The 12,765-nt window shown below is 63.2% G+C and carries 9 protein-coding genes; 6 read left to right on the forward strand and 3 right to left on the reverse strand.

Going from position 1 to position 12,765, the window contains the following annotated elements; all coding sequences use genetic code 11:
• Positions 1-444: 444 nt before the first annotated feature.
• Genes F6J85_RS12095 through F6J85_RS12105 form a run of 3 tightly spaced genes read right to left on the reverse strand, consistent with a single transcriptional unit; the run spans position 445 to position 5,328 of the window.
• Positions 445-1,485 (reverse strand): Eco57I restriction-modification methylase domain-containing protein, encoded by a 1,041-nt coding sequence (locus F6J85_RS12095; RefSeq protein WP_150925309.1) that lies wholly within the window; start codon positions 1,483-1,485, stop codon positions 445-447.
• Between the two features lie 2 nt (positions 1,486-1,487).
• Complete coding sequence (locus F6J85_RS12100; RefSeq protein WP_150925311.1) at positions 1,488-4,787, reverse strand: DEAD/DEAH box helicase; 3,300 nt, start codon at positions 4,785-4,787, stop codon at positions 1,488-1,490.
• Positions 4,780-5,328, reverse strand: a complete 549-nt coding sequence (locus F6J85_RS12105; RefSeq protein WP_150925313.1) for a DNA methyltransferase — start codon at positions 5,326-5,328, stop codon at positions 4,780-4,782. Before F6J85_RS12105 ends, F6J85_RS12100 begins: the two co-directional genes overlap by 8 nt.
• A 384-nt stretch (positions 5,329-5,712) precedes the next feature.
• Here F6J85_RS12105 and F6J85_RS12110 point away from each other — a divergent pair, with 384 nt between their 5' ends.
• The 6 genes from F6J85_RS12110 (at position 5,713) to F6J85_RS12135 (ending at position 12,611) form a co-directional block, all read left to right on the forward strand.
• Positions 5,713-8,463 carry an AAA family ATPase gene (locus F6J85_RS12110; protein WP_150925315.1) on the forward strand — a complete coding sequence of 917 codons (2,751 nt, stop codon included), beginning with the start codon at positions 5,713-5,715 and terminating at the stop codon, positions 8,461-8,463.
• A 42-nt stretch (positions 8,464-8,505) separates the two neighbouring features.
• Positions 8,506-8,739 (forward strand): hypothetical protein, encoded by a 234-nt coding sequence (locus tag F6J85_RS12115; protein WP_150925316.1) that lies wholly within the window; start codon positions 8,506-8,508, stop codon positions 8,737-8,739.
• Between the two features lie 25 nt (positions 8,740-8,764).
• On the forward strand, positions 8,765-9,079 hold the full coding sequence (locus tag F6J85_RS18290) for a type II toxin-antitoxin system PemK/MazF family toxin (protein WP_150927414.1): 315 nt from the start codon (positions 8,765-8,767) through the stop codon (positions 9,077-9,079).
• Positions 9,080-9,475: 396 nt separating this feature from the next.
• Entirely contained in the window at positions 9,476-9,766 is a 291-nt protein-coding gene (locus F6J85_RS12125) for a helix-turn-helix domain-containing protein (protein ID WP_150925319.1), read from the forward strand.
• Positions 9,763-10,848 (forward strand): protein kinase family protein, encoded by a 1,086-nt coding sequence (locus tag F6J85_RS12130; RefSeq protein WP_150925321.1) that lies wholly within the window; start codon positions 9,763-9,765, stop codon positions 10,846-10,848. Before F6J85_RS12125 ends, F6J85_RS12130 begins: the two co-directional genes overlap by 4 nt.
• A 152-nt stretch (positions 10,849-11,000) precedes the next feature.
• Positions 11,001-12,611, forward strand: coding sequence for a tetratricopeptide repeat protein (locus F6J85_RS12135; protein ID WP_150925323.1), 1,611 nt, complete (start codon positions 11,001-11,003; stop codon positions 12,609-12,611).
• Positions 12,612-12,765 lie beyond the last annotated feature (154 nt).

Raw genomic sequence — 12,765 nt, forward strand, 5'->3', positions numbered from 1 at the left:
CCGCTCACTCCTTGCAGACTCCGCGCTGGCGCGCTCCGCTTAGCAGCCGCTCGACGGCGAGCACTGCGCCGCGCCCGAGCGCTACGAGGGCAGCTGTATCGAAGGAAGAAGAGTCGTCGGGTATGTCTCCGCGGCGCGTGCTTTGCAACTTGGGGCGAGCTTTTCACGAATCGCAGTCGTTGGGGGGCGTCTGCCGCCTGCGTCCTAGAGGGTCGCTCGTCGTTCGACTGCTCTCCTTACCACGGGCCACGCCAGCTGATCTGAGGGCAGCCACGCGACGTCAGCCGGGCTTGGCGGGATCCCCAAGCGGGCGATGCCCGAAGCGCGGGACGACCTGCTCGAGTGCAATTCCCTGGGCACAGGTTGAGCATTTCAGGCGGTTCACCGGCCCATCGGAAGCACGCTTATGGCGCTAGCCGCTCCGTAGTAGGTCAGCGCCGACGGTCACTCGATCGGCTTGATCTGCCTTTCGATGAACGCGATCTGCTCGGGGTCGAGGCGGTACTTGACGTACAGCTGCTGATCGATCTCCGGCACCGTGGCGGACCAGTCGATCTCTGAGCTATCGGCGAAATCCTGCAGCGGAACGTACTTCCACTTGATCGCCGAGTTGTGCTGTGTCGTCTTCAAGATCCGGAGCATCGCGCGTGCGAACTTGGTTCTCAAGTACACCGCACAGGCCTCGGCCTCGGCCTCGGTATCGAACAGCCCGATAGACATGAAAGTCTGTGTGTAGCCGGTGCCTGGAGCGGCCACCGTCGGTAGACCGATGACGCGGCCCGCCTTGGCAGCAGCACCATCGGCGCTGGCGAGAATCACCTTGTACTTGTCGACGACCTCCGGGGTCACCAGATAGTCGCGTCGTACCCATCGACGCTCTCGCTTGCGGTTGTTCAGCCCCAGAATCTGCACGTACGCGTGCCCGTCTTGCGGGTCCGCCGTCAGGCACACTTCGCTCATCCGCTCGAAGGTGTTCGTCTTCAGCCGAAGACCGCTCGATTCCGGGATGCGTCCTCGCAGCTCTGGGTGGTCGGCGAACACATGCTTATTCCAGGAACAAGGGTGCTCGGTGATGGTCGACGACAGCGATGCCGTCGGGTGGGAGGCGACCTGGTCGACGAGCGACTTGGCCGTGTCCGAGATGTGCGAATGACTTCCGATGGGGCCGATTACGCGGGACGCGTCGCGATAGGTCACCACGATTCCACCGTCGATGGATGTCCCTGGGAAGATCGCCGACGAATCCGACTCGTACGCTGCGACCATCAGGTGCTCGTCGGACAGGATCTTCTGATTCCATGCCTTCGGTGTCTGCCCAGCATTGGAGAGGAACCGTGCCGGCGTCACGAGGACCGTGCGTTCGGAGATCTCGAAAGCCGCATCCATGAACCTGTCATAGATCGGGGGCGCCTTGGCGCTGTTGTCGCCGATCAGGTCGTCTTGGTAGGGCGGATTGCCGATGACGACATCGAACTTCCTGTCCATGGTCAGCGCTCTCCGTTCAGCATGCTGTTAATCTTCGCTCGTCGTTCCTCGGCAGACATCGCAGCCAGGTTGCCGTAGTCGTAGTGCCCTGACGCTACGAGCCATTCGCGTCGTTCCGGGATGCCCCCGGAGACTGCCTCAATCGTGATGTCGTGCAGTATCTCGTTGTTGCTTAGCTCGAAGATCTGCGTGGTGAGAATGTGACGCAGGCGTTCTTCGTCGTCGGGGATCGCCGCAACGAGCCCTGTGTTCAGGCGTCGCACGAGTTCGAGGAGGAAGATGCCGGCTGTCGAGAAGACGTCCGCGAACGTCTTCTCCGGGTCGCTGAAGATCCCCGGGTTCTGGTCGTCGATGATGTCGACCATGAGCTGTACAACCGTCTGCGGCGGGAAGACCAGCGAGGTCTTCTGTTTAGGGATGTAGGCGAAGATGTTCTCGGTCTGGCTGTCGTCGAAGTAGTCGGCCAGAATGCGCTTCTTCTCGAGGAACTCCTGGATCGACTGATCGAACACGTCCTCGTCGAACAGGCCGGGGATCTCGACGATCGTGCCGTCGGGCTCTTTGACCCGCTGTCCGTCGCGCAGCAGACGGAACTCTTCTTCAGTGATGCCCGTGACCTTGGCGAAGACGTGATCGGGCGTGTAGCTGTCGAAGTTCGCCAGCCGCATCTCCTGGTCGCCGTAGGCCATCAAGAACATCGGGATCGTGCGAGCGAAGCCGCGAAGGTGCGCTCGTGCATCGTCCATCGTCTTGTTGGCGCGCTTCTGCTCCTTCTTCTGCTCCTCGCGGCCCACGACCTCGGGAATGAAAGACTCCATCGTCTCGCGGTAGATCGAGATGATGGACTCTTCGAACGCCTTGTCCAGCTCTTCCTGCTTCGCTTCCAGCTCGAGGAAGTCCTTCTCCTCGGCGGCGTCCTCCTTCTCGTCATCGAGACGGTGGCGTGCGACAGTTCGCTCGACGTAGGCGCGCTCGACCTTATGCTTCACCGCCTGCTCTGTGCGCTTCTCGTCGAGGTCGATCTGTCTGGCGGTGAGCTTGTACTCGGCCTTCAGTGCTTCGCGCTTCTCGCGCAGCTGCGTCGACACCGCTTTCGCGATCCTCTCTGCGGCGGTGCCGATCGGAAGGTCTGCGTCGAGCACCGGGATGTCCTCGATCCGCCATACCGGTTTGCCGAGCTCGGCGACCTTGGGGTTGATCACCGTCTCCAGGTCGACCTTCGCGACACCGTCATCGTCGACGCTGGGTGCAGGGTCGGGCATTTCGAGCGGCTGGCCGTGCTTGAGCTTGCCCTGCTCCGCCGTCGGCAGCTTCTCCAAGATCTTCGCGACGTGCTCGGAATAGCGGAAGATACCGCCGACATTGGCGAAGAGCAGGTTCGAGAGGAATCCGCGCCGCACGACCTCGCGCGCCTTGAACACCTTGGGGAACGTCAGCACGTCTGCCGCGTCGAGCTTCATCATCTCGCCGTCAGAGTCCTCACCGATCACGGGGAGGAAGTTCAGCAGCGTGCGGATGCTCTCCTGCCGGCTCTGATGATCACCCGTCGGCGAAGCGCGCAGATCGTTCGCGAATTCGTCGTAGATGACCAGCGTCCGCTCGGGGGCGAAGTCGAAGATGTACGCGTTCTGCTTCCGGTACACATGGCCCGCTCGCTCAAAGGTGCAGGGGTTCTGCGCGCGGAAGGCGGCCTGAATGTATCGCGCCGGCGAAGCGATGTCCGACAGCATGATCACAGCCGTCCACTGCGGGACGGTGACACCCGTCGTCAGCTGCCCTACAGACAGCGTGATCGTCTTGCCGTTGGACTTCTCGGCTCTATCGATCGCGGCACGCACCTTGCCGAGCGAGGAATTCACCGCATCTGAATCACCGGCTTCGTCCTCGTAGGAGCGCCCGTCCCCCGCGGCTAGGATGACGTCATAGTCCTTGAACACCTCGTGTTCTTTCAGCAGCCGCTGCAACGCCTTGGCGGAAGCCACGCGATTGAGCAGCCAGAACGAGTGACGGATCTCGTCGCGAAGCTCCGGAGTCGAGAACGGGTACTTCTCGTTCTGCGCGAGCCGGTCGAGGAACTTCTTCACCTCGTCCTCGTGCTCGAAGTAGCCGTTGTCCTTAGTCGCGAAGAACTCATTGAGGCTGAACGCGAAATCGATGTTCTCCGCGTCCTCCTCGACCGCGACGCCTTCCGCAAGCCGATCGCTGATCATCCGGGAGATCTGGTACGTGAACAGGTTGAGTCTCGGCAGGGCGGCGTATGGGTTCTCCCTGCTGGCGTCGGACCACCGCTCACGCGCACTCTGCTCGTCCTCGTAGGTCCAGTTGAAGACTTGCTCGGCACTCGCGAAACGCCCCCCGGCTAGCGCCTTAAACGGGGTGCCAGAAAGATACAGCGTTCTTGCCCGCTTGATGAAGCGGAACGCATCTTCGGTCTTTCGCGTGTCCACGCCTTCATGGGACTCATCGACGACGAGCAGATCCCATGTGGTGCTGGCGATGTGCTCGAGCTTGTTCAGCGAACCGCCGAAGTACTTCGAGCCCTTGAGATCCTGCAACGAGACGAACTCGATGAGTCGAGGAGTGACTTCTCTAGGCTCCCGCGTGTAGTCGCGCCACTGCTTGCGCGTCATCGCTCTTTGCCCTGTAATCGATTCCGATTCGGAGACGAACTGGAACGCCGTCTGATGGCCGATGAAGCGGGCGAAGTCGTCGAACCACGAATTGCCGATCGCAGGTCGGTTGGTGACGATGAGCACCCGCGAGATATCCAGCTGGCGCACGAGGTCGTACGTCGTCAGCGTCTTGCCGAACCGGGGTTTCGCGTTCCAGAGCACCTCCGTATGGCCCGCATCGAAGGCCTCGATCGCCTGCGTGACGGCATCCTGCTGTTCCTCACGGAGCTCATAGTCCTCGTGCGTGCCGGCCGAGGACAGGCTGGATAAGTCCTGGCTGGCGAACTCCTTGAAGAAGTCCAGGGACGTCTTGGGCGCCCCGTCGAACTTGTGCCACTCGGTACGTTTCGGCGTCGTCTCCCGTTCGATCCCCTGCTGACGGAGGTAGCGATGGAAGTCTGCGTCCGTGAACCGGCCACCTTCCTCGGTGAGGAACAGCGCCCGCATCGCCCACAGCTTCTGCTTCTCAACCGACAGCTGTGATGCCTGCTGATCGATGCGCGCGTCGGCGCTCCCCTGCTCGGTGTACCCGATCTTCTCCCAGCCTGCGTACTTGGGGATGTCGGGGGTAGTCCACGAGTAGATCAGCGGGATGATCTCGCCGAACGTCGTGATCTTCGTACTATGCACCGGCAGTGTTCCCCTCGTAGACCTTCTCGATACGGCAAGCGGCGTAGCTCGCGTAGATGGTGAAGTCAAAGCCCTGGCTCCGCATCGACGCGAGAGTGAACGGCTTCCGCTGCACAACACCCTGAGCGCCAGGAACGCGATCCCACCAGGAGAACTGGATCTCGTCACCTTGCCAGTCCATGCCGGTCAGCGTGTCTCCGCGCACGATGTTCACGTCGATGAGAAACGCGGCTGCCCGATACAGGTCCGTGTCCTCAGAGCACGAAATGCCGTGCTCAAGGTGAAAGCCCTGGAACTTGTCGAGCATGGCGGTTTTCGCAGCGTGGTGGTTGTCCTCGAGAAGCTCGATGCCATAGATCGAGGCGAGCGCGAACAGCGACGTCTCAGCCCAATCGTCGCGAGGGTACCGAAGTTCAACCGCGCGAAGTTTGCGCTGCAGGATCGCGACGAGGAAGTTGCCGTCTCCCGCAGCCGGCTCGAGAAACGTTTTGTCCAGGAACTCTGCGCTGGTCTCGAGATCTTCACTGACCAGGTCCAGCATCCGGTCGACCATGTAGCGCGGGGTGAATACCTCCCCGTACGCCCTTACACGATCCCGCGACCTCACAATGCGCTCCTGAAGGACAAATGCGGTCAAGAGGCTCCCCCAACTGTGTGACTCATCGGTCGAGCCCATCATCTTCCCGGTCAGTACATCATGCCGCGCATGCCCGACAACGTGAGTATCGCCGCTCGGAGGGCCGCCGAGCGGCGAAGACTACGGCCGGGAGGATTAACGACGACCCAATGAGAGAATGAGACGATGCACGCAGGCACCGTTCAGTGGGGCGGTGATCCGGGCGCCATTCTGAAGCATCCGGCTACACTCGCCTGCGCACCGCAAAAAGTGCTGGCCAGCGGTTAAAAGCGGTCGTACTCTGGCGCCATGCGTGGGGGCCTACAGCGATGGAAGAGAGGCGCCGGATCCGGTGGGATCGGCCGCGCCATCGACTACGCCGTCAAGGGAAGCTGCGATGCGCATCTCCACCTCTCGACGGGATCCGACGCACTCGAGGTGTACAGCAACGCCGTCGACGCGAGCGTCACCCGATTCGTGGTGACGGATGGCGCCATCACAGCCGATGAGCTGTCGGCGGATGCTCTCCGGGTGTGGCTGACCGGCCATGACCCGGTCACAGGAGAGGAGCGCGGAACCCAACGACTCAGCCCAGACGCCGACCTCTTGCTCGATGCGACACTCAACCACCCCAAGTCGTACAGTATCGCCGCGCTGCTGCACCCGGAACTGGCGACCGAGTTCGAGGCGCTCCAGGACCGCCTGCGCGACCGGATTCTGACCACCTGGATAAGCGAGCTCAATGCACGTCGCGGCCATGGAGGCCTCATCCGGGAAGAGATCACCCGCATCGAGGTCGTCGAGCTCGACCACCGTCGCTCGCGCGCGCTCGACCCGCACGCGCACCGCCACCTCTGGCTGAACGTGAAAGTACTCGGCGCCGACGGCAAGTGGTCCAACGTCGACTCCAGGGTCGCGATGAAGCTGCACACGCTGATCAACGCCGAAGGCGATCTTGCCGCGCGCACCGACCCGCAGTGGGTCACAGCTCTTGCCCGCCATGGATTCACGCTCGATGACGTCGGCGAGATTGCGGAACTGGTGGCGGCGGTCCGGCCCTTCTCCCGTCGGTCGGCGCAAATCGAGGCGAATCGCGCCAAGCTCATCGCGCAGTGGAGCGCCGAGCACGGCGGCGCGAGCCCCAGCATCCAAGTCCTCACGCAGATCGACCGTCGCGCGTGGGCGATGTCGCGACCCAACAAGCCCGCCAACCTCAACGAGCAGTCGTGGGAAACCACTGTCCGCGACGAGATTGCGGGGCTCCTCCCCCGGCCCGTCTTCGACCATTCACCAGTACCGCTGGTCTCGAATCCAATCGACGCGCTGGACCTGGACCTTCTTGCGGACGCCGCGGTCGTTGACGCGGATGAGCGGTCCACCCGCTCCGGCGGTCGGTTCAGTTCGTTCGACCTCCGCGCCGGCGCCACGCGAGCTCTCGCAGGCAGTGGGGTGATCGCGCGCCGTGATGAGCTGACCGAGACGATCGACGCGATCACCGACTACGCGCATCGCAAGTGCGTGCGACTGGTGAAGGATGCCGAGATCCCGGGCCACGTGAAGGCGCTAATGGCGACCGAGACCCTGCGCCTGAAGACGCGCCTCGCTGGCTACCTCGACGCACTCGCCTCCCCCGGCCGCTCACTCTTGCCGCACGAGTTGCGTCAGTGCGCGGCCTCCCCGGAAGACGTCGAGCGGCTCGACACCTCGCAATTTGCCGCGGCGGGCGCGATCGCGGGGACAGCCGGACTTGTCGCGATCACCGGGCCGGCCGGCGCGGGTAAGACCACGATGCTGCGCATTGCGTACGAGGGGCTGAGAGCACAGCAACGACGGATGCTGGTGGTCGCGCCGACCCGCAAGGCGGCGTCGGTCGCGTCACGCGAGGTGGGTGCCGAGGCGTCGAGCCTGCACGCGCTGCTCGCCGACCACGGCTACCGCTGTAACACCGACGCCGCCGGAGCCCAGGTATGGACGCGGCTGTCGATCGGCGAAGCGGACCCGGATACCGGGCTCGTCTACAAGGGGGCGTCGCGGTTCGTGCTCCGACGCGGCGATCGGATCGTCGTGGACGAGGCCGGCATGGTCGACCTGCAGACCGCGGCCGCGCTCGTCGATCTCGCGCTCCGACAGCAGGTGGGTGTGGCGATGGTGGGTGATCCGTATCAGGCGCTTCCGGTCGGGCACGCCGGAGCAATGGCATCCGCAGCGCGCTTCGCGACAGCATCCGTCGAACTCGACACCGTGCACCGGTTCAGCGACCCCGAGTACGCCGCTCTCACGCTGCGGCTGCGTGACCCGCGCGACCGGGATGAAGCGCTCGTTGTTGCCGCGGAGTTGTTCGAGCGCGGGCACGTGCATCGGGCGCGGAGCGCGGAGGAAGCGCGCGGCGCGATGGTCGCGGCCTACTTCGAGTGGCACGCGCGCGGGAAGCGGGTCGCGCTGGTGTCGGGCACGAACAGCGAGGCCGATGCGATCAACCATGCGATTCAGCAGCGCCGCATCGACGACGGCGAACTCGATACCACCGTGCTTGCGCTAGGGATGGGCGAGCAGCGCATCCTCGTCGGCGACACCGTGCAGACGCGTCGCAACGACCCCCGCACCGGAGTCGAGAACCGTGCGCAGTGGGTGGTGCGCGGCATTCGGGATGACGTCATCACGCTCGCGTCGGCGAGCGACAGCGGCGACATCCGTGGCGTGAGTCGTGACTACGCGCTCGACCACCTGCAACTGGCGTACGCGTCCACGGTGCACGGCATTCAGGGCGAGACGACGGATGCTGCCGTGGTGGGACCGGATGTCGACGCAGCCGGGCTGTATGTCGGGCTGACGCGAGGCCGCCACCACAACATCGCGATCACTGTCGCACGGACCGACGAGGAGGCGATCGCGCAGGTGGGCGCCACGATGATGCGCGGGACGACCGAGCTCACGATCCAGGACGCGATGCGCGCTGCGCACGCCGAGCTGCGGCGGGCTGCGCGGGAGCGGGGGCGCCGGGCTTCCGCGCCCTGGACCACGCCGAGCTGGTCTCCTTCGCATAGCGGGCTCTCGCTGTGATCGCCCACGCAGAGCTTGCTCGCTCGGAGGTATATTCCGGGTATGGCCACGACCATCAGGGTCAGCGAGGAGCTCCGCGACCGGCTCAAGGAGCAAGCCGCCCGTGACGGGCTCACACTCGGTGCGCACCTCGCGCGTCTCGCAGATGCCGAGGACAGACGATGGCGTCTCCACCTGCTGAAGTCCGCCATCGACGCGTCGAGCAGCGCCGACGCAGAGTCGCACGCCGCGGAGTCCGGAGACTGGCAGCGCACCGAACTGACCGACGCTTCGTGACGACTGCCGGCGTGCTCCGGTCGTCCTGGCCTGGGCGGCTCTCGAGGCTGTCCGCGGCAGAGAGCAAGGTGGTCACCGCCCGGTGCTGATTGTTGCGTCCGCCGGCTACTTGGATGCTGTGACGACGCTCGTCATTGTGTTGCCGATTACAACCACCGACCGCGGATGGCCGAACCACGTTCGCGTGGAGGGGCCGAGCGGGGTGGACCGGCCATCGTGGGTCATGACGGAGCAACCCCCAACGTTGTCACGCGACAGACTCACGGGGGTGGCCGGCGAAGTGTCGAACGACTGTCTCGCAGCAGCCCGTACCTGGCTGGGCGACTTCCTCGATCTCTGACGGGTGTGACGACGGCAGACACGAGGTCTCGGCATCAACGGTCGCGGGCTTCGGCAGCGTTGCAGTTGGCGGAGCTCAATCGGGCATATCTGCGCGCGGGGCGTGCGAGGGGGGCTGCTCCACAGTCGGGCGCACAATGGAGACGCCGCAGCCGCGCACCATTGAGGACCGGCTTGCGGACGATGGAGCCGGCCGCGCTGCCTAGAGTCCGTGCAGCACACCGAACGACCGCCAGCCCACGAACTGCGCAACCAGCGAATGCGTCGCCTCGATCATGAGCGGATGGGTCGCCTCGCCCCACCGGTTCACTTACAGTGAAATGCTCCGGCGGCGTCTGCCCTAGCCGCACAGCTTCGCACCGTTGCCAAATATGGCAAATCAATCTACGATGGCCCCATGGGGAAGACGGAGAGCGCTGCCTCGCTCTTGAGGAATTTGAGGCAAAGCCAGGGCCACACGCTCCGTTCCGCGGCAGCGGAACTGGGCATCGCGGCTTCACAGTTGTCCCGGATGGAACGCGGTCAGCGCTCCGTTGGAGACGATACCGCGAGGCGTCTCTCCTCCTATTACAGCGTGCCGGCCGAGGTCGTTGATCTCGCACGTGGTGTTGCTCCTGCCGATGTCGTCGCCATCCTCCAAGAGCATCCGGAAGAGATGGATCGTCTACGGGAGAAGTACGGCAGTTGAGCGCGCCAGCTGCGACTGTCGATCCGTGGGTTCAACTTCTCACTGGCAAAGCTCTCGGCGAGTATCTCGTCGGCGACTATCTGGGATCCGGCAACTTCGGCTACGTATTCGAAGGGACCCACGTGACGACCGGAGGGATCTTCGCGATAAAGATCCTGAAGCCCGGCGCTCTCAGCGAAGCAGTTATCGACTTTGAGAACGAGGGCGTATTGCTGCGCCAGCTGCTGTCCTGCACTGGTGTGATCAACGTTGTGGATGGAGGGAGCGGCAACGTCGATCTCTCGAATGGCGTGCACACCGTGCCTCTTCCCATTCAGTTTCTCGTGCTCGCTCGAGCCTCCGGTTCAGTCGACGAGCTCATTCGGGACCCGAATACACGCTCTCGCCTCGACTGGGTGGAGCTCCTCGGCTTCTGGCGTGACGTAATTCTCGCCGTAAAGCAGATGCACGCCCGCTCCATTGCACATCGGGACCTAAAAGCCGACAACTGTCTGATGCTGGTCAGCCGGAACCTTAGTTCGGTGAAGCTTGCTGATCTTGGACGGGGTAAGGACTTCTCGCTCACTCCGACCCGACTGCCTGAGGATTACCTACACGGCCGAGGGGACCTCAGGTTTGCGCCGCCAGAGTTTCTTCTGCTTCAAGGAGGATCGGCCGCTCGAGACTTCATTGCCGCCGACTATTATGGCGTCGGCTCCCTTCTGGTCGAACTAGCAACAGGACAGCCGATGTCAGCACTCGCCGTCGGAGACGTTCGCGCAGTGCTTGCCTCCGCGATGGCGGATCAAGCGGCTGGCAGGTGGAGCGACCTTAGCGCGTTCGAGGCGAACTTCCGCACCGCAGTTGCCTTCGTCGTTGAACAGATGCCTAGGTCAATCCGCGCCGACGCATCGGTAGTGCTAACACATTTGTGTCGACCCGTCCCAGCCGACCGGTTGGCAAAGCCGCCGTACAGCCGAGATCGCCAGTCGCGGGACGGTCTTGATTGGGTACTGCGGCGAACAGACATCATGATCCGACGGCTCCTGATCGAGCGAAAGACGGAGCGACTACAGGCCGCGAAACAAAGGAGGTCAGCGTAATGAGTGCACTCGGAGTCGTCGAGGTAATCGGCGCGAACACCTCTTTCATGTCTGAAGGGGCAAGCCCATCCGTTCCAGGGATGGGGCGTGGGCGAGTTGGGTCGCTCCCTGGGAGCACGCCGAGGCGCGCAACGACTGAGTCGATCTCGGAGTTGGTCGATGCGAACATCGCTTTCACGTTGCACAAGGCGCGGGTCCAGGCAGAAGAGTTCGCATCAACGACCACTCGCGCGGCCCTTGCTCAGGCGTTGGAGATTGTTGGCGAACGAAACGAGGCACTCGAAGTAGCGCTGAGCGTCCTAGCCGAAAGTGTTTCGCCGACGCAGACACTCACGGATCCTGCTGCCACCCGAATCGCAATACAGATCCTTTGTCGCGCCGGCGAGACAAGCGAAATTGTTCGATTGGCGGACACACTGCCGCTCGATGGTCGTCTAAGTCTTGAGGTTGGGGCAGCCCTAGGGTCGCTCGGCAATATTCCCGATGCTTGGCGGTTTGTGAAGCGAGGCGAGGGTTCTCCTGGCTTCGACGCGATAGCTGGTTATCTTTATGCCCTCGCGGGTGACTTTAGGCGCGCCACTCCGCCCCTGCGCGCGGCTCTACGCGCGGTTCCGCACGATGCCGACACTGCATTGAACTTGTCGATTGCCCTTTGGAATCTTGGGGCTACGCGAAAGGCAATCACGGCAGCGACACAGGCACGGGCCGCGGCGCCCGCCCGCGAGGATATCGGGCTCCACCTCTTTGAGTTGCTCTTGCAAACCGGTGGCGCGGATCAGGTTGACCGCGAAATACGCGCACTCATCGCTGAGGGAGTTGTTCCGTCCGCACGTCTGGTGGTTCTCCAAGCTCGCGCGAAGCTGCAGCTTAAGGAATTTGATCCTGCTATCCGGCTCTTGGAACGGGCGAGCGTGCTCGCGGATGAAGCCAACGAAAGCGAGGTCTTTGCCGAGGTTCAAAGCAATCTCGTCCGAATCAAGGCGCTCCGCGGCAGGACCACAAGAGCAGCTGCCTTGACCCAGCTCCTCAAGCTCCATAGCGAGAGGCCCGATCAAGCTGTGATCGTCGTGAATCTCGCGCAGGTTATGAATACGCGAACCCACGCCGCAGCGCTTCGCGAAGCGGTCGAGACGGTGCGTAGCAACGCTGCGGACAGCCAAGTCGCATTCCTCGAGTACCAGGTTGCCACTCTCGAAGGCGACAACCTCGGCGCTGCCCGGTTTGCATCTAGATGGCTGGACCTGGAACCGAACAATCCACGCGCACAGGCCGCCACCATGGTTGCGCTGGGCATCGGAGAGGAACGCTGGCATGACGCGGCTGAGCTGGCGCGAGCGCTGCCACCTGCCACGAAGCTCGATCATGATGTTCTCAATAACGCCGCCTATGTGCTTGCCATGGCGGGACAGGCGGCCGATGCCATCGACCTGCTCGAGCCTGTCGCGTCGGAGAGCTTTATTCTGCGTGCCACGCTAGGGCTTGCCTATCTTGCGACAGGCGACATCGATACGGGTATGAAGCACTACCGGCGTGCTGCAGACGAAGCAGAGAATCAGAAGGACGACAGTCGGAGCTTGATGACTGCGTACCAGGCTCTGGTGGTGCGTCAGCTCGGCCTTCTTGACTCGACAGATCCCCTGAGGATCACTTCGATTTCGCTCCCGCCCTACCCGTTGCCCGAGGACTGGCAGGACCGACCAGAGTTCTTGCGTCTTCTAGCGGTAGCGAAGCGACACAACTACGAGTGGCCACTGGAGCTCTGACAAGCTCAGTCACCCGGGTCAATGCGATTCCCGCTCGAACGCGCGTGTGCGCCATACCCATCATCTAACTGATCGCTACCGCACGGGTGCGAGCTCACGCCCACCTTCAATCGGGCATTGTCCGCATAGCGATCGGTTCCCACGAATGACGCAC

It is taken from the genome of Microbacterium lushaniae (genome assembly GCF_008727775.1).
Classification (GTDB): Bacteria; Actinomycetota; Actinomycetes; order Actinomycetales; family Microbacteriaceae; genus Microbacterium; species Microbacterium lushaniae.

What these genes read in the sequence shown, in the direction of transcription:
- F6J85_RS12095 (WP_150925309.1), bottom strand. Translation starts at nt 1,485, where the DNA reads ATGGACAGGAAGTTCGATGTCGTCATCGGCAATCCGCCCTACCAAGAC.
- F6J85_RS12115 (WP_150925316.1), top strand. Translation starts at nt 8,506, where the DNA reads ATGGCCACGACCATCAGGGTCAGCGAGGAGCTCCGCGACCGGCTCAAG.
- F6J85_RS12125 (WP_150925319.1), top strand. Translation starts at nt 9,476, where the DNA reads ATGGGGAAGACGGAGAGCGCTGCCTCGCTCTTGAGGAATTTGAGGCAA.
- F6J85_RS12105 (WP_150925313.1), bottom strand. Translation starts at nt 5,328, where the DNA reads ATGCTGGACCTGGTCAGTGAAGATCTCGAGACCAGCGCAGAGTTCCTG.
- F6J85_RS12110 (WP_150925315.1), top strand. Translation starts at nt 5,713, where the DNA reads ATGCGTGGGGGCCTACAGCGATGGAAGAGAGGCGCCGGATCCGGTGGG.